The 22,223-nt window shown below is 64.8% G+C and carries 22 protein-coding genes; 17 read left to right on the forward strand and 5 right to left on the reverse strand.

Features of this window, described 5'->3' with window-relative positions; genetic code table 11:
* Window positions 1-92: 92 nt before the first annotated feature.
* The 17 genes from AB4Z43_RS07530 (at window position 93) to AB4Z43_RS07610 (ending at window position 17,641) form a co-directional block, all read left to right on the forward strand.
* Window positions 93-1,085: a flagellin N-terminal helical domain-containing protein gene (locus tag AB4Z43_RS07530; RefSeq protein ID WP_019860958.1), complete on the forward strand. Its 993-nt coding sequence runs from the start codon at window positions 93-95 to the stop codon at window positions 1,083-1,085.
* Window positions 1,086-1,365: 280 nt separating this feature from the next.
* Window positions 1,366-2,436, forward strand: coding sequence for a flagellin N-terminal helical domain-containing protein (locus AB4Z43_RS07535; protein ID WP_441936738.1), 1,071 nt, complete (start codon window positions 1,366-1,368; stop codon window positions 2,434-2,436).
* 131 nt (window positions 2,437-2,567) lie between these two features.
* Window positions 2,568-4,217: a flagellar basal-body MS-ring/collar protein FliF gene (fliF, locus tag AB4Z43_RS07540; RefSeq protein ID WP_019860961.1), complete on the forward strand. Its 1,650-nt coding sequence runs from the start codon at window positions 2,568-2,570 to the stop codon at window positions 4,215-4,217.
* 3 nt (window positions 4,218-4,220) lie between these two features.
* Window positions 4,221-4,841, forward strand: a complete 621-nt coding sequence (locus AB4Z43_RS07545; protein WP_441936741.1) for a hypothetical protein — start codon at window positions 4,221-4,223, stop codon at window positions 4,839-4,841.
* Window positions 4,838-6,208, forward strand: coding sequence for a MotB family protein (locus AB4Z43_RS07550; protein ID WP_027047355.1), 1,371 nt, complete (start codon window positions 4,838-4,840; stop codon window positions 6,206-6,208). The genes AB4Z43_RS07545 and AB4Z43_RS07550 overlap by 4 nt, the downstream gene beginning before the upstream one ends.
* On the forward strand, window positions 6,205-7,578 hold the full coding sequence (locus AB4Z43_RS07555; protein WP_441936743.1) for a chemotaxis protein MotC: 1,374 nt from the start codon (window positions 6,205-6,207) through the stop codon (window positions 7,576-7,578). The genes AB4Z43_RS07550 and AB4Z43_RS07555 overlap by 4 nt, the downstream gene beginning before the upstream one ends.
* A 272-nt stretch (window positions 7,579-7,850) precedes the next feature.
* Window positions 7,851-8,954, forward strand: coding sequence for a flagellar hook-length control protein FliK (gene fliK / locus AB4Z43_RS07560; protein ID WP_236952240.1), 1,104 nt, complete (start codon window positions 7,851-7,853; stop codon window positions 8,952-8,954).
* On the forward strand, window positions 8,884-9,471 hold the full coding sequence (locus AB4Z43_RS07565) for a transglycosylase SLT domain-containing protein (RefSeq protein WP_019860966.1): 588 nt from the start codon (window positions 8,884-8,886) through the stop codon (window positions 9,469-9,471). The genes fliK and AB4Z43_RS07565 overlap by 71 nt, the downstream gene beginning before the upstream one ends.
* A gap of 223 nt (window positions 9,472-9,694) precedes the next feature.
* Window positions 9,695-10,363 carry a response regulator transcription factor gene (locus AB4Z43_RS07570; RefSeq protein WP_010911291.1) on the forward strand — a complete coding sequence of 223 codons (669 nt, stop codon included), beginning with the start codon at window positions 9,695-9,697 and terminating at the stop codon, window positions 10,361-10,363.
* A 79-nt stretch (window positions 10,364-10,442) separates the two neighbouring features.
* Window positions 10,443-11,699: a flagellar hook protein FlgE gene (locus AB4Z43_RS07575; protein WP_019860969.1), complete on the forward strand. Its 1,257-nt coding sequence runs from the start codon at window positions 10,443-10,445 to the stop codon at window positions 11,697-11,699.
* A gap of 27 nt (window positions 11,700-11,726) precedes the next feature.
* Window positions 11,727-13,181, forward strand: a complete 1,455-nt coding sequence (gene flgK / locus AB4Z43_RS07580; protein ID WP_019860971.1) for a flagellar hook-associated protein FlgK — start codon at window positions 11,727-11,729, stop codon at window positions 13,179-13,181.
* Window positions 13,182-13,184: 3 nt separating this feature from the next.
* Complete coding sequence (locus tag AB4Z43_RS07585) at window positions 13,185-14,228, forward strand: flagellar hook-associated family protein (protein ID WP_019860972.1); 1,044 nt, start codon at window positions 13,185-13,187, stop codon at window positions 14,226-14,228.
* A gap of 29 nt (window positions 14,229-14,257) precedes the next feature.
* Window positions 14,258-14,605: a flagellar biosynthesis regulator FlaF gene (gene flaF, locus AB4Z43_RS07590; protein WP_019860973.1), complete on the forward strand. Its 348-nt coding sequence runs from the start codon at window positions 14,258-14,260 to the stop codon at window positions 14,603-14,605.
* Window positions 14,602-15,045 (forward strand): flagellar biosynthesis repressor FlbT, encoded by a 444-nt coding sequence (gene flbT, locus AB4Z43_RS07595; RefSeq protein WP_038649334.1) that lies wholly within the window; start codon window positions 14,602-14,604, stop codon window positions 15,043-15,045. The genes flaF and flbT overlap by 4 nt, the downstream gene beginning before the upstream one ends.
* Window positions 15,045-15,452, forward strand: coding sequence for a flagellar hook assembly protein FlgD (flgD, locus tag AB4Z43_RS07600; protein WP_019860975.1), 408 nt, complete (start codon window positions 15,045-15,047; stop codon window positions 15,450-15,452). The genes flbT and flgD overlap by 1 nt, the downstream gene beginning before the upstream one ends.
* A gap of 13 nt (window positions 15,453-15,465) precedes the next feature.
* Entirely contained in the window at window positions 15,466-15,732 is a 267-nt protein-coding gene (gene fliQ / locus AB4Z43_RS07605; RefSeq protein ID WP_010911298.1) for a flagellar biosynthesis protein FliQ, read from the forward strand.
* Window positions 15,733-15,997: 265 nt separating this feature from the next.
* Window positions 15,998-17,641 carry an MFS transporter gene (locus tag AB4Z43_RS07610; RefSeq protein WP_019860977.1) on the forward strand — a complete coding sequence of 548 codons (1,644 nt, stop codon included), beginning with the start codon at window positions 15,998-16,000 and terminating at the stop codon, window positions 17,639-17,641.
* A 24-nt stretch (window positions 17,642-17,665) separates the two neighbouring features.
* Here AB4Z43_RS07610 and AB4Z43_RS07615 read toward each other — a convergent pair whose 3' ends face one another.
* The 5 genes from AB4Z43_RS07615 to AB4Z43_RS07635 are packed head-to-tail and all read right to left on the reverse strand — an operon-like array spanning window position 17,666 to window position 22,223.
* A complete protein-coding gene (locus AB4Z43_RS07615) occupies window positions 17,666-18,034 on the reverse strand; it encodes a cupin domain-containing protein (protein ID WP_019860978.1) in 369 nt (122 codons plus the stop codon).
* A 3-nt stretch (window positions 18,035-18,037) separates the two neighbouring features.
* Entirely contained in the window at window positions 18,038-19,423 is a 1,386-nt protein-coding gene (locus tag AB4Z43_RS07620) for an NAD(P)/FAD-dependent oxidoreductase (protein WP_019860980.1), read from the reverse strand.
* A 24-nt stretch (window positions 19,424-19,447) separates the two neighbouring features.
* Window positions 19,448-20,563 (reverse strand): ABC transporter ATP-binding protein, encoded by a 1,116-nt coding sequence (locus AB4Z43_RS07625; protein ID WP_441936749.1) that lies wholly within the window; start codon window positions 20,561-20,563, stop codon window positions 19,448-19,450.
* A complete protein-coding gene (locus tag AB4Z43_RS07630; RefSeq protein WP_038649340.1) occupies window positions 20,560-21,357 on the reverse strand; it encodes an ABC transporter permease in 798 nt (265 codons plus the stop codon). Before AB4Z43_RS07630 ends, AB4Z43_RS07625 begins: the two co-directional genes overlap by 4 nt.
* On the reverse strand, window positions 21,357-22,223 hold the full coding sequence (locus AB4Z43_RS07635) for an ABC transporter permease (RefSeq protein WP_038649343.1): 867 nt from the start codon (window positions 22,221-22,223) through the stop codon (window positions 21,357-21,359). The genes AB4Z43_RS07630 and AB4Z43_RS07635 overlap by 1 nt, the downstream gene beginning before the upstream one ends.

A 22,223-nucleotide genomic window follows, 5' to 3' on the forward strand; every position in this document is an offset into this window, starting at 1 on the left:
TCTCTCGACGATCATTGGCATGATGCCGCTCCGTCATACCGGAAAAGCCGGTATGTCAAAAAAACACCTGTAAAAACAAGGTACGAGTAGCCATGGCCAGTATCATGACGAACAGCGCTGCATTGACGGCGCTGCAGAGCCTTAACGCCACCCAGAAGAGCCTCGACACCACCCAGTCCCGCATCTCGACGGGCTATCGTGTCTCCCAGGCTTCGGACAACGCCGCCTACTGGTCGATCGCGACCACGATGCGCTCCGACAACCAGGCCATGTCCACCGTTTCGGACTCGCTCGGCCTCGGCGCCTCCAAGGTTGACACCGCCTACACCGGCATGAGCAGCGCGATCACCACCATCAACGCGATCCAGCAGAAGCTGACCGCGTCCTACGGTCAGACCGACGCCGCCAAGGAAAAGACCCAGGTCGAAATTGCCGCTCTTCAGGCACAGCTGAAGGGTTACGCCGACTCCGCCACCTTCTCCGGCACCAACATGCTGTCGGTGAACAGCGGCGCGACGGCCACCACCGCCGCTGACGTCAAGGTCGTTTCGGCTTTCAACCGCACCTCCGCTGGCGCGGTTTCGATCTCGACGATCGACGTCAACGTGGAAAGCATCAAGCTGTATGAAGCCGGCACCGCTGCGACGTCGAAGGGCATCCTGGACGCCAATCGTCTCGGCGTCTCTGGCGCCGAGACTGCCACGGCTTCGGCTCCGACGCTGGGCGCTGCGGCTGCGGCCACCGATACCTATTCGGTCGCCAGCCTGGCCATCTTCTCTGGTACCACGGCCGCCAGCGACAGTCAGATCTCGCAGATGATGACCGTTGTCGACGCCGCGCTCAAGGATATGACGACCGCCGCCACCAAGCTCGGCGCCGCCAAGAGCTCGATCGACCTGCAGAAGACCTTCACGCAGAGCCTGATGGACTCCATCGACCGCGGTGTCGGCCAGCTCGTCGATGCCGACATGAACAAGGAATCGACCCGCCTCCAGGCGCTGCAGGTCCAGCAGCAGCTCGGCGTCCAGGCGCTGTCGATCGCCAACGGCTCGTCGCAGTCGATCCTGTCGCTCTTCCGCGGCTGATCGCTCTAGCAGCAGACCAAACCAGGCAAACGGGCCGCGCCAAAAGCGCGGCCCGTTTTGCGTTTGCTCCAGCCCCGCACAACCCTCGTTTCTTAACCCTCGAAAGCGGGCCTTTAACAGGCCGTTAACCATAACGCGTTAGTCATGGTTAACCATAGCTTACAGCGGATTGGCGAATCGGCCCGGTCGGGGCGACGGCAATCGACGGGCGGGCCACCGGCTCGCGAGGGCAATGCCGGTTTTTTGAGAAAGACCGGCCTGGGAAAAAGGAGCGAGTTTCTTGGCGAGCATCATGACAAACGCTGCGGCGTTGACCGCACTTCAAAGCCTCAACGCCACCAACAAATCGCTTGAGCATACACAGTCGCGAATCTCGACGGGCTACAGGGTCTCCGAGGCCTCCGACAACGCCGCCTACTGGTCGATCGCCACGACGATGCGTTCGGACAACCAGGCGCTGTCGACGGTGCAGGATGCGCTCGGCCTCGGCGCCTCGAAGGTCGACACCGCCTACACCGGCATGAACAATGTCCTGACGTCGATCGGCCAGCTCAAGACCAAGCTGCTTTCCACCGTCGGCCAGACGGATGCCGCAAAGGCAAAGACGCAGACGGAAATCACCACGCTCCAGGCGCAGATGAAGTCCTTTGCCGATGCCGCCACCTTCTCGGGTTCGAATTTCCTTTCGGTGACATCGGCGCAGGTCGCAGCCCCCAATGACGGCGTCCAACCCGACGCCAAAATCGTCGCGTCCTTCAATCGCTCCTCCTCCGGCGCCATCTCGCTCGGAACGATCGACATCAATGTCGAGAGCACGAAACTGTTCGACAGCGGTCTTTCCACCGCCGTCAAGAACCAGGGCACGCTCGACCGCAAGACTTCCGTATACGCGACAGCAGCCGCCCAGAACCTCTACGACACCGCCTACGCGGCTGCGATCGCCGGCGGTGGCACGGACATCGCCGCCAACACCGCTGGCCAGACGGCCGCGGGCGCGGTGGTCCCCAGGATCGACAATGTTTCCGCCTTCAATCTCGACATCACGGCGGCGGGCGTGACCGACGACATCATCACCCAGATGATCGGCAAGATCGACAAGGTCATGAGCCAGCTGACCGACCAGGCCACCATCCTGGGCGCCGCCAAGAGCTCCATCGACCTGCAGAAAACCTTCACGCAGAGCCTGATGGACTCCATCGACCGCGGCGTCGGCCAGCTCGTCGATGCCGACATGAACAAGGAATCGACCCGCCTGCAGGCCCTGCAGGTGCAGCAGCAGCTCGGCATCCAGTCGCTGTCGATCGCCAACAGCTCCTCGCAGTCGATCCTGTCGCTGTTCAAGAACGGCTGATCCGGCCGTAGCTGGCAGACACTGCTCCCTCCAATTCAAGGGCCGCGCCGCAAGCGCGGCCCGATTTCATTTTCGCACAAGCTTCGAGGGTTAGTGTTCCGGCGGACAATCATGCTGGGAGTCGCTCTATCGTGCCGGAACAGATCCAGAGCATCATCTCGAATCTCCGTGGTTTTGGTGTGAAGCGCCTCGCCATGCTGGCGGGCATCGCCGTTCTGGTGATGGGCGTCATCGGCATCGCCTCGGTCTACCTCAATCGCCCGGCCTACGACACGCTCTATGTCGGGCTCGACCGCTCCGACGTGAACCAGATCGGCCTGGTGCTGGGCGAGGCGGGCATCGGCTTCGACGTCGGCGCCGACGGAACCTCGGTTCTGGTGCCGGCCGGCACCACGGCGCAGGCGCGCATGCTGCTTGCCGAAAAGGGTCTGCCGACCAGCGCCAATGCCGGCTACGAGTTGTTCGATAATGTCGGTGCGATGGGCCTGACCTCGTTCATGCAGCAGATCACCCGCGTGCGTGCGCTGGAAGGCGAGATCGCCCGCACCATCCAGTCCATATCAGGCATCAAGGCGGCTCGCGTCCACATTGTCATGTCCGAGCGCGCCAACTTCCGCCGCGACGAACAGCAGCCCTCGGCATCGGTGGTCATCCGCTATGCCGGCATCGACGCAGAGAAAAGCGCCCAGTCGATCCGCCATCTCGTCGCCGCCGCCGTGCCTGGCCTGTCGGCCGACAAGGTGACGGTGCTCGATTCCAACGGCAATCTGCTGGCCGCCGGCGATGATCCCTCCAACACCAGTGCGGCGCGCACACTCGGCGTCGAGCAGACGGTCGAGGCGCAGATCGGCGACAACATCCGCCGCGCGCTGGCGCCATACCTCGGCCCTGACAATTTCCGCGCCAGCGTCAAGGCCGAGGTCAACACCGACACCCGCCAGACGGAAGAAACCATTTTCGATCCGAATTCGCGTGTCGAGCGCTCGGTGCAGTCGGTGCGCGCCAATGAGAACAGCAATCAGAAGCAGGCTTCGACCCCGGCGAGCGTCGAACAGAACCTGCCGGAGACCCAGGCGGCCAGCACCGAGGGTCCGCAAACGACCTCGGCGAACGACCGCAAGGAAGAGATCACCAATTACGAGATCAACTCCAAGAAGATTGCCACCGTCTCCAACGGCTACACCGTCACCAAGATGTCGATCGCCGTCGTCGTCAACCAGGACCGGCTGAAGGCGATCCTGGGCAAGGACGCGACCCCGGAGCAGATCGCCAAGCGCGTCGCCGAGATCCAGAAGATGGTCACGTCGGCCACCGGCCTCGACGACAAGCGTGGCGACGTCATCGACGTCTCGGCGGTCGAATTCATCGACGGGCTCGACGGCGAAGCGATCCCGCAGGCTGGAATGCTGGATTCCATCGGCCAGCACGCCGGCACGCTGATCAACGCCGGCGCTTTCATCGTCGTGGTGTTCCTGGTGGCCTTCTTCGGTCTGCGGCCGATGGCGGCAGCGCTGACGGCAAAAGCGGCGCCCGCTTTGTCGGGCCCGAACTTCGATGAAGTCCAGCGGTCGCTGCCGACACCCGAGGCGGCTGCTTCCGCCGATGCGGGTGCCGCCATCGGCGCCTTGCCTAGCTCTCGGCCGGGCACCAATCCACTCGATGATCTTCGCCAGAAGATCAGGCCGGCGCCTCAGGAGCGGCTTGCCCGCATGGTCGATCTTAACGAGGAGCGCACAGCGCAGATCCTGCGCAAATGGGCGGCCCAGGAAGTCGCGGCGTAAACCATGGCCTCCGCAGCCCTTTTCGATCTTCTCCCTGATTTCGGTACGCGCACGCCGCGCGTCAGCCAGCCCCAGGCCGCATCCGAGCACAGGCCGGAAGCATCCGCACCGCAGGCCGATATCGGCACGCTGATCGCCGAGGCGGTTGCCCAGGCGGAGGCAACGCTGGCGGAACGGCTTGTCGCTGCCAATGACGCGGCGCTGGAAGCGGAGCGCCAGGCGCATGCCGAGGAAGCGAGGGTTTTCCTCGAAAGCTTCGGCGGCGATATCGGCAAGGCGGTCTCGCTGCGCATCGACGCCATGGAGGCACGCGTAACGGATCTTGTCACCGCCACGGTCGCCCGCATCATCGGCGCCATTGTCAGCGACGATCTGCAGAAGCGCTCGCTTGAAGCGCTCGCCGGCGCGGTTCGCGAAGCCGTCGGCGATGGTGAAGCGGTGCGCATCGCCGTCCGCGGGCCACTGTCGCTGTTCGAAACGCTGAAGGCATCTCTTGGACCACGCGCTTCAAATCTCGACTTCGTCGAGGCGCCAGGTTTCGACCTGACCGTGACCATTGACGAGGCCGTGTTCGAGACACGCATGGCCGAATGGTCGACAACCCTTTCCGAGGTCTTGTCATGAGTGTCGCCGAGGCCGATCATGGCAGGCACGAGATCATCATCGTGCGGCGGGGTCATGACGACCACGATGAGGCCCATCATGGCGGCGTCTGGAAGATCGCCTTCGCCGACTTCATGACCGCCATGATGTGCTTCTTCCTGGTCATGTGGCTCATCAACGCCGCCAATGAACAGACCAAGGCGGCCGTCGCCAGCTACTTCAACCCGGTCAAGCTGGTCGACCGCAATTCGAGTCGCAAGGGGCTGGAGGATCTGGGCGACGGGCCAAGCGCCATTGGCTCGACGGCCGACAAACCGCAGCAGACGAAAGCCAAACCCGGCCAGGCTGGCAGCGGTGACGCGGGCTCATCCGACGCCAAGAAGGACAAGCAACAGCCGCAACAAACCGACGATCACCTCTTCGCCGACCCCTATGCGGTGCTCTCCGAAATCGCCACCGACACCGGCGTCATGCAGAATGTCAGCCAGAAGGGCGACGGCGGCGCGCAAAGCGCCGGGCCGGCGACGGGCGCCTCGGGCGGCGCATCCTACCGCGATCCCTTCGAGCCGGACTTCTGGTCGCAGCAGGTGGCCACACCCGCCGCCGAGGCGAGCGCCCAACGCCCCAAGATCGAGGGCGATCCGCTCAAGCCAGGCGACAAGGCCGCCGAAACGCAGGTCGCCAAGGTCAAGGCCGTGCCGCCGGCGCCGCCCGTCAAGGATGCCCCGCTCGAGCCCCTGGCCGAGGATGGCAAGGACGCCGCCGCGACGATGGCCAAGGCTGGCGAAACCAAGGCCGGCGGTGCCAATGCCGGTGATGCCAAGGCGGGCGACAGCAAGGCCGTGGCTGCCGCCAAGGCGGATAGTGCAGCCGCCGTGCAAGAGACGACCGCGCCTGAAGCCGGGGAGAAGCAGCCGACCGCCGCTGCCGTGAAGGCCGCGGCCGACGTCAAGCAACAGCTGGCCGAAGCCTTCAAGCCTGGCGACAAGCTGCACGACGGCGTCTCGGTCGAAGCCACCGACAAGGGCGTCGTCATCTCGATCACCGACCAGCTCGACTTCGGCATGTTCGAAGTCGGATCGGCGGTGCCGAGCCGCGAACTGGTGCTGGCGATGGAAAAGATCGGCCGCATCGTCAACAGCCAGAAGGGCACGATCAGCATCAACGGCCACACCGATGCGCGCCCCTTCCGCAGCGCCAGCTACGACAATTGGCGGCTGTCGACGGCGCGCGCGCATTCCGCCTACTACATGCTCGTGCGCGGCGGCGTCGACGAACGCCGCATCACCGAGGTCGCCGGCTTCGCCGACCGCCAGCCGAAGGATCCGGCCGATCCCCTGTCGGCGGCCAACCGCCGCATCGAGATCCTGATGGCGACCGGCGGATGAAGCGGGCGGCCGTCACCAGCCGGCTGATGGGCCTGTTGCTGCTGGCAGCCGGATATCCGTCGGCCGGCTTTGCCCAGGACACGCTGCAGCCCTACCAGCTGGTGCGCTCGCTGCAGCTGGTCCAGGACCGCATCGCCGCCGGCGATCACGCCGCGATGCCGATGCAGGCCAAGATGCTCGAGATGATTGATACCCGGCTGCGCGAAGCGGATGCGGCGGACTTCAAGGACCCCAAGAATTTTCGCGCGCTGCTGGTCTACGGCATGAGCGGCGGCAATCCCGTGACCGTCGAGGCGGCGGTTTCTCGTGCCAAGGCCGTCGATGCCCAAGACCTCTCAATCGCCAAGGGCGTCATAAACTATCTGGTTGGCCGACCCACCGGTGCGATCGAAGTCCTGAGGCCAATCGATCCTATGACGCTGCCCAGCGACCTCGGCGCTTTTCTTGCCTTGGTCAAAGGGTCGCTGATGGCGACGGACGACCCGGTGATGGCGCTCACGCTGCTCGATGAGGCCAAGCTGCTCAGCCCCGGCACACTGGTCGAGGAAGCGGCCCTGCGGCGTTCGGTCGGCATCGCCGTTACCAGAGGCGACGCAGCACGGTTCGCGCGTGCCTCCACCCAATATGTCGAGCGCTATCTCTATTCACCCTATGCCAGCCAGTTCGCCGATTCCTTCGTCTCCGGCGTCATTACCCTGCACATGTCGATCAGCCAGGACAAGCTCGCCGACATCACCTCGATGATGGATCCCGAGCGCGAGAAGGTGATCTATCTGCGTATCGCCCGCCGCGCCGCGATCGACGGCCTCAGCGAATTGTCGGCCTTTGCCTCCGCGCGGGCCGAGCAGGGCCGCGACGGCAACACCAATCAGGGCGATCCGCGCGCCGAGCTTTACTCGAGCCTGTCCACGGTGACTTCCGGTACGATCGAGGATGTGCGCACCAAGCTCGGCAAGATCGACCGCAGCAAGCTGTCGGACGGTGACCGTGCCCTGCTCGACGCCGCACAGGCGATCGCCGGTGAGGTGGTGGCGCCGCCTGCTTCCCTTCCGGCGGCAACTCCGGCGTCTGCACCCCTTGCACCGCAGCCCAAATCCGAGGTCGCCGCCACACAGGCCACCGACGCGGCCGGATTGCCGCCCGTCGAAGGTGCCGTCTCCGAACAGCCCGCCGCCTCGCCATCCGGCGGGACGGTGGCCCCCGCACCGAGCGCGCCGGCGCCTTCAGCCGATTCGGCGACGGTCCTGCCGGCATCGGCGCCGGCAGCTTCTGCCGGTCCCGACACGACCGATCCGACCGACGCCGCCATGATGAAAACCCGTCGACAGCTCGACCTGATCGACCAGATGCTTGGAGCCGCCCCGAAATGACCCCCAGTCTCGGCCCGGCCCTGCCAGGATTTACCGCCGCGCGCACGGCGGAGCAGCCGGCCGCCCCCGGCACGAAGGATGATGCTGGTTTCGGCAAGATGGTGCATGGCAGCGCGGGCCAGGCGGAAAAGCAGCCGACGACCGAGGGACGCGCGCGCGACCCGCGCTGGAGCAAGCTTGCCGCCAGCCTTGCGGCACAGGCAGGCGAGGACGAGGCAAAGCCGGCCGGCAGGGCGAGGACCACGCCCACCGGATCGACGGCAGCGAAATCCGTGAAGGACGCCAAGGGCGTCGAGGCGGACAAGGACGCCGATACCGAAACGCCAGCGACCGAAGCCAGCGCAATGCCGCTCGACGATCATCTGCCTTTGCTGATGGCATTTCATGACCTGCGCCATTTCTCGACATCGGCCAAGTCAGCCGACGCAAGCGAGGCCGGACAGGAACCGGCGCTCGACGGGCAGCTCCTGTCAAAAGCCTATCGGGCGACATCCGCCGCCGGGCACGACGACCTCGAACCGATGCCGAAGCCCGAGCAGGTCTCACTCGTGGACGGGCCGTTGAAGAAGCTCGACGGCCAATCCGGCCGCGACGCGAGCGCCGGCACTGGCGCGCCACGGCGTGACAATGCAATGGCCGCCGGCCCGCTGCCCGAGACCACAACCGCCGATGTGCCAGGCGTCGAACAGAAGCAGGCGGCGCCGCAGCTGAAGTCCATCGCCGACGTCCAGTCCTCGTTGCGGTCGGAGCCAGGAAAACAGCTCTCGGCCCAGGCGCGCGTCGACGTGGTTTCCGAGCGCAGCTTCCCTGCTCCGCCGCAGGCGTCGATGAGCCAGGCAGCACTCAACGTAATCAACGCCGTAGCGGCCGATGTTGGTCCGCAGCAGGCGTTTTCGACCGCCGCCGCGACCACCCAGATGGCCGGCTCTGTTGCCGTTCCGACACATGTGTTGAAGATCGAACTTCACCCGGCCGAACTGGGCATGGTCACCGCCCATCTTCGCCTCTCGGGAGAACAACTCTCGATTGAATTGAAGCCCGAAACACACGACGCCTACCGCCGGCTTTCCAGCGACAGCGAGGCAATCGTCAAGTCGCTGCGCGGGCTGGGCTTAGAGGTTGATAAGGTCACCATCATGCAACCTTCGGTGGCAGTTCCGGCTACGACCCGGACGGATGCAACCGCCCCGCTCACCGCCGCGCCTGGCCGCGACCAATCCGCCTTTCAACCCGGAAACTCCAGTGGCGGCAACGGTGGAGCCGGCGGCCAGCAACCGGGCCAGCAGTCCGCAAGGGGTAATCATGATGACGCGCAAGCCCACGGCCGCGCCGCTTCGCCATCTCGCGAGCGCGCTGGCGGCGATATGTTTATCTAGCCTCGCCAACGCCGCCCTCGCCGCTACCAATCCCTGCGAGCCCGAGATCCTGCGCGCCGCTGATCGCTATGGCGTGCCCGCCGGCATCCTCTATGCCGTCGGCTTGACCGAGACGGGCAAGAAAGGCAGCCTTCAGCCTAACGCATTGAATATAGAAGGAAAAGCGATCTTCCCCAGGAGCCGGGCGGAAGCGCTTGCCACCTTCGCCAATGCCCAGCGCGAGGGCAAGACGCTGATCGATCTCGGCTGCATGCAGATCAACCACCACTATCATTCCTCGCACTTCCGCAGCGTCGAGGACATGCTCGACCCGCGCCAGAACGTCGACTATGCAGCGCGTTTCCTGGCCAGTCTCCATGCCCGCCACGAGACCTGGTCGATGGCCGTCGCCCGCTACCATGCCGGCCCCGACAACGACCCGGCGCAGAAGGTCTATGTCTGCAGGGTGATCGCCAATATGGTCGCCACCGGTTTCGGCAAATGGACAACCAACGCCCGCACCTTCTGCAACCCTTAAGCGTATCTTCTGCCCCTAATACGCCCGTAGCACTGCTCAGGGCTTGCCGTTTTGACTTACCCAGAACTTCCCCCCGCAAGCATATCTGGTTGCACGCTAATGCAACCGGCACGATTCCAGACTCCCAAGAAACTAGTTACAAGAAATGACGGTTGTTCAGGATTCCCGCCAACGGTTAGGCCTTTTCCCACGGGGCAAATGTGCTGATTCGGAGGCGGGGCCGATGATCGTGATCGTTGACGAGCGAGAGCTCGTAACTGAGGGATACAATTCACTTTTTGATCGCGAGGGCGTCGCCTGCGCGGGCTTCGCGCCCGGCGAATTCGGCGAGTGGGTCAACTCGGCCGCCGACACCGACCTGCGATCGGTGCGGGCCTTCCTGATCGGCGACTGCCGCGACGGCGCCATCTCTCCGCGCCAGATCCGCGACCGCACCGGCGCTCCGGTCATTGCGCTCAGCGAGCAGCATTCCCTGGAAAACACGCTGCGGTTGTTCGAGAGCGGCGTCGACGACGTCATCCGCAAGCCCGTCCATATCAGAGAGATCCTGGCCCGCATCACCGCCATCCGCCGGCGCGCCCATGAGGATGTCGCCTACACCGAGATCGGCGCCATGCGCATCTTCATGGACGGCCGCGACCCGGAGATCGATGGCCAGCCGCTGCCCCTGCCGCGCCGCGAACGCCGCATCCTCGAATATCTGGCGAGCAACCGCGGCCGCCGCGTCACCAAGACCCAGGTCTTCAACGCCATCTACGGCATCTTCGACGAAGAGGTCGAGGAGAACGTGGTGGAAAGCCACATCAGCAAATTGCGCAAGAAGCTGCGCGAGAAGCTGGGCACCGACCCGATCGATTCCAAACGCTTCCTCGGCTACCGGCTCGTCTTCTGATGCCGCGCCGCGCCAGCCTCGCGCAAGACAGGACGCGTAGCCTCGCCACCAGTGGCATGGATATTGCGGAGACATCTCGATGAGCCTCTACGGAATGATGCGGACCGGCGTTTCCGGCATGAACGCCCAGGCCAACCGCCTGTCGACAACCGCCGACAACATCGCGAATTCCGACACCACCGGCTACAAGCGGTCCTCGGCCGAATTCTCGACCCTGATCATGCCGTCGACGGGCGGCGCCTATAATTCCGGCGGCGTCACCACGACGATCCGGCAGGCGGTGAGCGATCCGGGCGTGCTGCAGTACACGACCTCTGTCTCCGACCTTGCCGTCAGCGGCGATGGTTTCTTCGTCGTCCAGGATCCGAGCGGCACGCCTTTCCTGACCCGCGCCGGCGCCTTCGTCCCCGACGCACAGGGCAGGCTGGTCAACGCGGCCGGCTTCCAGCTGATGGCTTACAGCTACGCCAATGGCACCCCGGCGGCGACGGTGAACGGCTTCGAAGGCCTGGAGCCGGTCGTCATCTCCGACCAGGGCCTAACCGCGACACCAAGCACCCAGGGTACTTACAGCGGCAATCTGCCAGCGGGTGCGACGCCGGTCGTCGCCGCCAACCTGCCCGGCGCCAACGCCGCCACGGCGCAGTACACCTCGAAATCGTCGATGGTCGCCTATGACAACCTCGGCAACAAAAAACTGCTCGACGTCTATTTCACCAATACCGGTGCCGGCACTTGGCAGGTGGCGGTTTTCGATCAGTCGAAGGCGACGCCAGGAACATCGTTCCCCTACACCGGCGGCGCCCTCGGCACGGCCAACCTGACCTTCGACACCACGACCGGCAAGCTCACCGGCGCGACCACCGGCGTTTCATTCACCGTGCCGGGTGGCGCGAGCCTCAATCTCGACCTGTCGAAGCTGACGCAGCTCGGCACAGGCTTCACGGTCTCCGACGCCCAGGTCAATGGCAACGCGCCCAGCACCATCGACAAGGTCCAGATCAGCAAGGACGGCACCATCTACGCCCAGTACAAGGACGGTTCCACCAAGCCGCTCTACAAGATCCCTCTGGCCGACGTGCAAAGCCCGGACCAGCTCAAGGCCCTGCCCGGCAATGTCTATGCGCAAGGCACCGATTCCGGCGCGATCCGTGTCGGCTTCGCCAATGAGGGCAAGGCCGGTTCAATCATCTCCGGCGCGCTCGAGAATTCAAACGTCGATATCGCCGAGGAATTGACTGACATGATCGCGGCGCAGCGCAGCTACACCGCCAATTCGAAAGTCTTCCAGACCGGTTCCGACCTGATGGACGTCCTTGTCAACCTGAAGAGATAAACCGGGCGTGGCCCGTGAAAGACCAGCATGTCGTTATCTTCCGCATTGAGCATCGCCCAATCGGCGCTTATGAGTACCGCGCGTCAGACCAGCGTTGTCACGCGCAACGTCTCGGACGCCTCCAATCCGGATTATGCGCGCCGCATCGCCGTCGTCACCAGTACGGCGCCCGGCGCGCGTTCGGTTGATATCCAGCGCGTCGCCAACGACCTGCTCTTCCGGCAGAATCTCGGTGCCTTGTCGGCTTATAGCGGCCAGAACGCGCTCTACAGCGGCATGGATCAGCTGGACGTTTCGGTCAACGGCGTCGACAATGCCTCCTCGCCCTCGACGGCCATCGCCAATCTGCAGCAGGCGCTGCAGCTCTACGCCACCTCGCCGTCCAACCAGAATCTCGGCTCCAGCGTCATCGACACGGCCAAGCAGGTCGTGCGCTCCCTGAATGAAGGCTCCAAGGCCATTCAGGATTTCCGCACCCAGACCGACGGCCAGATCGACACGGCGGTCAAGGACCTCAACTCGCTGCTCGGCCAGTTCCAGGACGCCAACCAGGCGGTCATATCCGGAACCCGTTCCGGCACCGATGTTTCCGATGCGCTCGACCAGCGCGACGCGCTGCTGAAGAAGATCGCGGACTATGTTCCGATATCGACCTTCACGCGCGGCGACAACGACATGGTCATCACCACGGGTGACGGCACCACGCTGTTCGAGACGATACCGCGCACGGTGAGCTTCACGCCGGCGGCCGGCTATGCCGCCGGTGCCCCCGGCAACACCATCTATATCGACAATGTGCCGGTCTCGGCGGGAAGCGGCGGCAACACCACCGCCAGCGGCAAGCTTGCCGGCCTGCTGCAGCTGCGCGACGGCGTCGCCTCGACCATGCAGGGCCAGCTCGACGAGACCGCGCGCGGCCTGATCACGGCCTTTGCCGAGACCGCGCCCTCGATGCCCAACGCCGCCGGCCTGTTCACCTGGTCCGGCGCGCCGGCGGTGCCGGCTGCGGGCACGCTGGTCAATGGCCTGGCCGGCACGATCAGCATCAATGCGGCGATGGATCCGAGCGCCGGCGGCAATCCGACATTGCTGCGCGACGGCGGCGCCAACGGTGCGGCCTATGTCGCCAACACCAGCGGCGGCGCTTCCTATTCCAGCCTTCTGATTGCCTATGGCGACCGGCTCGACCAGCCGATGACGTTCGACCCCGCCGCCGGCATTTCGGCAACATCAAGCGTTTCCGACTACGCCGCCAATTCGATCGGCTGGCTGCAGGGCATGCGCCAGCAGGCTTCGACCGCCGCCGACGCGAAGGAAGCGCTGGCACAGCGCAGCTCCGAGGCGCTATCCAATGCGACCGGCGTCAATGTCGACCAGGAAATGTCGCTGATGCTCGACCTCGAACATACCTATCAGGCATCGGCCCGGATGATGAAGACCGTCGACGACATGATGACGGCCCTGTTGAACGCGGTGGGATAACCCATGACTTCAGTCTCTTCGGCCGCCCTCACCAACGCCATGCGCTATCAACAGATGCGCATGCAGGCCGACCTCGTTAAAGCCACGAAAGAATCCTCGACCGGCAGGGTCGCCGATGTCGGCCTGGCATTGGGCGGACGCACCGCCCAGTCCGTCACCTTTTCACGCGACCTCGACCGGCTGAACGTGATCGTCGATTCCAACGGGCTGGTCACCGCAAGGCTTGCGTCGACGCAGACGTCGCTCGGCCAGCTCTCCGGCGTGGCGCAGACCTTCCTTTCCGCCCTGACCACCGCATCATCGGGCGACAACTCCAACAGCCTGACGCAGTCGACCGGCCAGACGACCCTCCAGCAGCTGACCTCGATCCTCAACACCAGCGTCAACGGCGAATATCTGTTTGCCGGCACCAACACCGACGTCAAGCCGATCAACGATTTCACGGCCGCCGGCTCACCGGCCAAGGCCGCCTTCGACGCCTCCTTCGTCGCCAAATTCGGCTTCACGCCCAACGATCCTGCAGCGGCCAACATCACCGCCGCCCAGATGGACGATTTCATCACCAACGACGTTGCGCCGCAGTTCCTCGGCGCCGGCTGGCAGACCAATATGTCAAACGCCACCGACCAGCAGATCGTCAGCCGCATCGCGCTCAACGAAACCACCGAGACCTCGACCAGCGCCAACAGCGACGGCATCAGGAAGCTCGCCATGGCCGCGGCAATGGTCTCCAGCCTGATGTCCAGCAACATCAGCCGGGCGGCGAAGGACAGCATCGTCACCCACTCGCAGACACTGGTCGGCGAGGCGCTGAGCGGCATCGCCCAGGTCCAGTCGGAGACCGGTATCGTGCAGAAGCGCGTCTCCGATGCCAGCGACCGCATGAAGACGCAGATCGATCTGTTCGAACGCCATATCCTTGATCTCGAAGCCGTCGACCCGGCCACGGCCGCCACCAGAGTCGCGGATCTGACTCAGCATATCGAGACGTCCTTCGCCCTGACAGCGCGTCTGCAGCAGCTCAGCCTGTTGAATTACCTGACCTGACAACTTCCAGCGGAACGGTAGAGCCGACGATGTATCAATTCTCCTACGCCGATGTCCAAAGCACCTCCGTCTCGGACGCCAAGGACCGTGAGCGCGAACTCCTGACTCGCTCGATCGACATGCTGTCGGCGGCCGCCACGGCCGGCCAGGATTCGATGGAGGCGATCGAGGCGCTGAATTTCACCAACCGCGTCTGGACAATCTTCGTCGAGGATCTTGGCTCCAGCGACAATGCGCTTCCCAAGGAATTGCGTGCCAACCTGATTTCCATCGGCCTTTGGCTGCTGCGCGAGGCGGAGGACATCCGCCAGGGCCGCACAAACAATTTCGAAGGGCTGATCGAAGTGTCCCAGATCATCCGCGACGGCATTCAATGACCAACACGCTGAAGATATCGCTGAAGCCCAACGAGAAGATCTACATCAACGGCGCGGTCATCCGCGTCGACCGTAAGGTCACCATTGAACTGATGAACGACGTGCAGTTCCTGCTCGAAGGTCATGTGATCCAGGCCGACCAGGCGTCGACGCCGCTCAGGCAGCTTTACTTCATCGTGCAGGTCATGCTGATCAACCCGGCCGGCGCTGATGACGCCCGCGAAATGTTCCGCCGCTCGCTGCCGTTGCTCATCGCAAGTTTCGAGGACGCTGATATCTGCAGCGCACTGAAGCAGATCGACCGTATGGTCGGCGAGGATCATATTTACGAGGCATTGAAGGCGATCCGTTCGCTCTATCCTCTCGAACGCCGCGCGCTTGGCGGCAATGACGATGTTCCGGGCGAACCGCGCCCGCTGGCCGTGGGAGCACGCTACTGATGACCGTGGACATGACGACGACGATACCGGTTGGCGCCAATTCGACCACCACGTCGACCTCGAAGACGGCGGTCGACTACCAGTCCTTCCTGAAGCTTCTGATTGCCGAGATGAAGAACCAGGATCCGACCAAGCCGATGGATTCGACGCAGTACGTCGCCCAGCTCGCCACCTTCTCGCAGGTCGAGCAATCGGTGCAGACCAACACCAAGCTCGACCAGATCATGCAGTCCTCGGCGCTGTCGCAGGCCGATGCGATCATCGGCCGCTCGATCACGTCGGCCGACGGCAAGACCACCGGAACAGTGGCTTCGGTGACGCTCGCCAGCAGCGGACTGATCGCGGTGCTGCAAGATGGCACCAAGGTCCCCGTCGGCCCGGGCGTCTCGATCAAGCCGGCAAGCTAGGCCAACCGCCCGCATGAACGAGGCCGACGCCCTCGACATCGTCCAGTACGCGGTGTGGACGGTGCTGACCGCGTCCGCTCCGGTGGTGCTGGTCGCCATGGCGGTCGGCATCGGCATCGCCCTCATCCAGGCGCTGACCCAGATCCAGGAAATCACCCTGACTTTCGTGCCGAAGATTGTCGCCATCATGCTGGTGGTGGCGCTCACAGGCCCGTTCATTGGCGGCCAGATATCGGCCTTCACCAACGTCATCTTCCAGCGCATCCAGAACGGGTTCTGAAGAAGTCGCGGAAAAGCACATTCCGCTTCAGAACATGAAGGCGCGAAAGAACGGCTCCAGCTATCGGCCGATTTCATCGCGGCATGCAAGGCATGCTGCGCGCGGATGAACCCGGCCCCTCACAGCAAAGCTGGCCCTCCTCTATCCCCTTGTTGGACCATGATCTTCCGCGCATGACGTTCGCCCTTTGCGGCGCAATGCCATAGTTTCGGCAAACGATGCGGAGAAACCGCAAGGATCAGCACGCTCTGGCAGGAACCCATCCATGATTGACGAGAAACCGGACAGCGAAGGCGTTTCGGCGCTGGCGCCGTTCCGGCATGGCATTTTCCGCGCCGTCTGGTCGGCAAGTCTCGTTTCCAATTTCGGTGGCCTGATCCAGGGCGTCGGCGCAGCCTGGATGATGACCACGATCGCCACCTCGCCCTATCAGGTCGCCCTGGTCCAGGCCTCGACGACCTTGCCGATCATGTTGTTCGCGCTTGTCGCCGGCGCCATCGCCGACAGCTTCGACCGGCGCAAGGTGATGCTGGTGGCGCAGACCTTCATGCTGGTCGTTTCGGTGCTTCTGACGGTGTTCACCTATTACAATTTGCTCACGCCCTGGACGCTGCTTGCCTTCACTTTCCTGATCGACAGCGGCACGGCGCTCAACAGCCCGTCCTGGCAGGCGTCAGTCGGTGACATGGTTCCCCGCAACAAGGTGCCCGCGGCCGTTGCGCTGAACTCCATGGGCTTCAACCTGACACGCAGCGTCGGCCCGGCGATCGGCGGCATCATCGTCGCGGCTGCCGGCGCCGCGGCCGCCTTCGCGGCGAACGCGGTGAGCTATATCGGCCTCATCATCGTGATGGCCCGCTGGAAGCCGGATGTGCCGGTGTCGACCTTGCCGCGCGAGTCGCTGGGCGCTGCCATGGGTGCCGGCCTGCGCTATGTCGCCATGTCCCCCAATATCGGCAAGGTGCTGGTCAGGGGCGCAGCCTTCGGCTTCTCCGCCGGCGCCGTCCTGGCACTCTTGCCGCTGGTGGCACGCGACGTCGTCAAGGGCGATGCCTTGACCTACGGCATCATGCTGGGCGCCTTCGGCATCGGCGCCGTCGGCGGCGCGCTGATCAGCGTGCGGCTGCGGCAGCTGCTCTCCAGCGAGACGATGGTGCGCTGTGCCTTCGCCGGCTTCGCCGTCTGCGCCTTCAATGGCGCGCTCAGCCATCACGCCTGGCAGACGTCGCTCGGCCTGCTGGTCGGCGGTGCCTGCTGGGTGATCGCGCTCTCGCACTTCAACGTCACCGTGCAGATGGCGACGCCGCGCTGGGTGGTCGGCCGGGTGCTGTCGGTCTACCAGACCGCGACCTTCGGTGGCATCGCGCTGGGCAGCTGGATCTGGGGCGTCGTCGCCGATGCGCATGGCGCCGAGACGGCGCTGATCGCCGCCGCCATCGCCATGCTGGCGGGCGGCGCCATCGGCCTTGTCCTGCCGCTGCCGCAGCAGCAGGTGCTGAACCTCGACCCGCTCAACCGCTTCAAGGAGCCGCATCTGGCGCTCGACCTGAAGCCGCGCAGCGGCCCCATCGCCATCATGATCGAATACATCATCCGCCACGAAGACGAGGCGGAATTCCTCGCCACCATGGCCGAACGCGGCCGCATCCGCCGCCGCGACGGCGCCCGCAACTGGACACTGGCGCGCGATCTCGAAAATCCCTCAATATGGATCGAGCACTACCACACGCCGACCTGGCTCGAATATGTGCGCCACAATGGCCGCATCACCCATGCCGACGCCATGGTCGGCGAGCGCTTGCGGGCGCTGCACAGCGGCGACGAGCCGCCGCGCGTGCGTCGCGTCATCGAGCGTCCGACCACCGCCGGCACAGCACTGGTGATGGCCAAGGGGCCGATCGAGCACTGACCCCGCCTAGCTGATATCAGCCGATCAGCCGGCCGACTGGATCATGTAGAGCTTGCGCGTGGTCTCGCGGATGCGCCATTCGCCCTTCCATCCCCGCGGCAGCACGAGAAGGTCGCCTGGCCCCAGTTCACGCGCCTCGCCGTCGGCGCGGCTCACCTCGACCCGCCCCGAAATGATATGGCATATCTCCGACGAACCCGTGCGGTCGGCGGTGAAGCGGCCGGGCGTGCATTCCCAGATGCCGATGTCGACGGTCCCGTCCGGCGATTGGAAAAGCGAGCGCACCGCCTCGACCTGGTCCCCCTCGATGGAGGTGGGCTTGGGTGAGAACGCGCCGATGTCGGCCTTGGCGAGATCGTGGAAGGTCGAAAGGTCGATCAAACTGGTCTCCATCAGTCAGTGGCCGGTAATGCCGTCGGCGAGCGCGGCCAGTTTCGACGTATGCGCAAGCCCGGCGGCCTCGCGCCCGTCGGCGATGCGATAAAGCTGGTACATCGAATGCACGCCGAGCCAGCGGAACGGCTCCGGCTCCCATGGCCTGACCTTGCGGTTGACCCAGGGCAGCTTTGTAAGCTCGGTGTCCTGGCCGAGGATCAGGTCGGCGAGCGTGCGACCCGAAAGATTGGAGCTCGACACGCCAAGCCCGACATAGCCACCGGCCCAGCCGATGCGGGTCGCGGTATCGAGCCCGACGGTCGTGCACCAGTCGCGCGGCACGCCGAGCACGCCGCACCAGGCGTGCTCGATGCGGCAGCTCGCCGTCTGCGGCAACAGCGTCGTCAGGATCTGATGCAGCTGGTCGATCGTAGCCTGCTGCGTCTGCCCATTGACGTCGGTGCGCGAGCCGTAGCGATAGGGCACGCCGCGCCCGCCCATGGTGATGCGCCCCTCGCGCGTGCGCTGGGCATAGCAATAGGCGTGGGCGGCATTGCCGAGAAGCTCGTGACCCTCCCAGCCGATCTGGCGCCAAAGCGCCTCGGACAGCGGTTCGGTGACGATCTGCGCGCTGTTGAGCGCCAGCCAGGTCCGCTCTTCGCCGGGAATGCCCGCGGTAAAACCTTCTGTCGCGCGGATGATGGTTTCCGCCCGCACCGTGCCGCGGTTCGTCGTCACGCTGCCCTTGGCGATGGCCGTCACCGTCGTCTGTTCGTAGATCGCCACACCCAGGCGCTCGACGGCGGCGGCAAGTCCACGCACCAGCTTGGCCGGCTGCACCCGCGCCTGGCCGTGGACGACGAAGCCGCCCATGACATTGCGGATGTTGATGCGCGCCCGCGTCGCCGCTTGATCCAGCATCTCGACGCGGGTCGGGTCGAAATCCCAGGCGCGGATCGTTTCGCACTCCGCGCGCGCGCGTTCGAGCTGCGCCGGGTTGGTGGCCACCGTCAGGTTGTCGACGCGGCGGATATCGGCATCGATCCCTTCCGCGCTCGCCACCCGGATCACCTCGTCGACGCAGCCCGCCATGGCCGCCTGCATGGCGCTGACACCTTGCCGGGTCGAGGTCTTGAGATATTTTTCGCGCGACCAGGAGAAGCCGCCCGACAGCCAGCCGCCATTGCGGCCCGAAGCGCCGAAACCGGCAAACTCGCGCTCGATCAGCGCGATGCGCAGCGAGGGCCTCGCCTTCTTCAGATAATAGGCGGTCCACAGGCCGGTATAGCCGGCACCGACGATCGCGACATCTGCCTCGATATCACCGGGCAAGGGTGGCCGGGGCGCGGGAACCCCTCCCAGGTCCGCATACCAGAACGATATGTCGCCGTTGCGCTTGGCTTGCATGGGATGACTTTCGAATTGATTGGATCAGGTCAGCGTCGCGTCGGCCGAGCTGTCGTCGGCCAGAAGCTTGGCGTCGGCACCGTCGAAGCAGAGCTCCACCTTGTCGCCAAGGCCGAAGCTGTCGCCGGTCAGCGGTGAGCGCACAATCGCCACGGAGCCGTCGGCGAGCCTGACTTCGTATTTCGATCCCGAGCCGAGATAGATGGCCTCCGCGATCGTCCCCGGCAGCCGGTTGGTGGTGCCTGCCGCGTCCTGGCCGGACCGGCGGATGGCGAGCTTTTCGGGGCGCAGCAACATGACCGGGCTGGCTTCGCCGGCGATCCGGCGCGGTGCCGTCACCGTCTCGCCGGCAATGCGCAGCGCCGTGCTCGTGCCGTCGCTTCGCGCCTCTCCGCGCAGCACCGTGGAGTCGCCGATGAAGCGGCCGACGAACAGCGTCGCCGGTTCGTCGTAGAGTTCGCGGCCGGTGCCGACCTGCTCGATGCGCCCGCGATTGAACACGGCGATGCGGTCCGACAGAACCAGCGCCTCCTCCTGGTCGTGCGTCACATAGACGAAGGTGGTGCCGAGCTCGCGGTGAATGCGCTTGATCTCGAGCTGCAGCCATTCGCGCAGCTTCTTGTCGAGCGCGCCGAGCGGCTCGTCCATCAGCAACAGCGGTGGGTCGAAGACGATGGCGCGGGCCAGCGCCACGCGCTGTTGCTGTCCGCCCGACAATTCGCTGGGATAGCGATGCGCGAAGTCGCCCATCTTGACCATGTCGAGCGCCCTTGCCACGCGCGCCTTTCGCTCTGCCTGATCGACGCCGCGCAGCGTCAGCGGATAGGCGACGTTGCGGCCGACGCTCATATGCGGGAACAGCGCGTAGTACTGGAAGACGACACCGATGTTGCGCTTGTGCGCCGGCACGCCGACGACGTTCCTGCCGCCGACCAGCAGCTTGCCGCTCGTCAGATCGGTGAAGCCGGCCACGACATTCAGCGTCGTGGTCTTGCCGGAACCGCTCGGGCCGAGCAGCGTCATGAACTCGCCGGGCTCGATGCGCAGCGACACGCCGTCCAACGCCTTGAAGCCGCCATACGCCTTGCTGATCGATTCGAGATCGATCGCCGCGCCCTTGCTCTCCTGTCCCGGCTTCATAGGGGTCCTTTCCGCTCGCGGCCAAGAAGAAGCATGCCGCCGCCGATCAGGATCGTGGTGGCCAAAAGCAGGATCGTCCCGACGGCGGCAACCGTCGGGTCGGCGTCGCGGGTAATGGAAGAGAATATCTGCACGGGCAAGGTCTTGAGGTAGGGGTTGGTGATGAACAGCGACACGACGATCTCGTCGAAGGAGGTGGCGAAGGCAAAGAGCAGGCCGGACAGGATGCCCGGCAGGATCAGCGGCAAGGTCACCGTGCGGAACGCGGTCAGCGCTCCCGCGCCGAGGCTCGCCGCCGCCGTCTCGAGGCGCCGGTCGAACACTTCGAGGCTGGCGGAGACCGCGATCAGCACGAAGGGAAGCGCAAGGATGGTGTGGGCGAGGACAAAGCCAGTCAGCGTTCCGACGAGATGGGCGTCGAGATAAACGGCGTAGATTCCAATGGCCAGCACAACGCCGGGGACCACCATAGGCGTCAGCATGAGCATGCGCAGGAGGTTGGCCGGCCGCGCTTTCATGCGGTCGAGGCCGAAGGCGGCAAGCGTGCCGAGCACTGTCGCCAGCGCCGCCACGATCGAGGCGACCTTCACCGAGTTCAGGAAGCTCGACATCCAGTCCGGATTGGTGAAGAAGTTCTGGTACCATTGCCAGGAGAAACCCTGCGGCGGGAAGGCGAGCGACTTGTTCTCGTTGAACGACATCGGCACGACGACCAGCGTCGGCGCGACAAGCCATATCGCCACCAGCAGGCAGACGAGGCCGAGGATGACGCGTGTGAGCGGCTTCATTTCCATCAGCGCCGCCCCGCTTCCCGGTACCTGGACCGCATCACCGGCGCCGCAAGCGCCAGGAGCACGAAGGTGGTGACCAAAAGCACCACGCCCATGGCACCGCCGCGGCCCCATTGCAAAAGGCTCAGCACCTGGGTCTGCACCAGCGTCGACAGCATGGTCGAGCGCGGGCCGCCGAGCAGTGCCGGCGTGATGTAGAAGCCCAGCGCCAGGATGAAGACGATGATCGCGCCGGCATAGACGCCCGGCAGCGACAGCGGCAGGTACACCGTAAAGAACGCGCGCGAAGGCCGGGCGCCCAGGCTTTGCGCCGCCCGCATCAGCCTGAGGTCGATGCCTTTCATCACCGAATAGAGCGGCAGGATCATGAAGGGCAACAGCACCTGCGCCATGCCGATGACCACGCCGGTCTGGGTGCGGATCAGACGGATGCCGTCGAACCCGGCCGCGCGCAGCAGCGAATTGATGACACCCGAATCCTGCAAGAGGATAACCCAGGAGAGCGTGCGAACCACCCCGCTCACCCAGAACGGGATGAGCACGCAGAGCACCAGGACGAGCCGCGCACGTGGCCCGACGGCGGTCATCAGATAGGCATAAGGATAGGCGCAGACCACGCAGACGATCGTAACCCATGCCGAGATGACAAAGGTGCGTTGGAGCACCGTGAGATTGACGGGCGCACCGAAGAACCAGAGGTAATTCTGCACGCCCCATTGCGGCTCCGAGAGGCTGCGCAACACGATGGTGAGCAGCGGATAGCCGATGACGGCTGCCAGCAGAATCAGCGCCGGCAGCGTGAGAGCGAACGGCCGCGATAGCCAACCCCGTTTCAGGACGGAAGGCGTTGTCGGTTCGAGCGCGCTCAC

This window comes from Mesorhizobium sp. 2RAF45, from assembly GCF_052115225.1.
Lineage (GTDB): Bacteria > Pseudomonadota > Alphaproteobacteria > Rhizobiales > Rhizobiaceae > Mesorhizobium > Mesorhizobium jarvisii.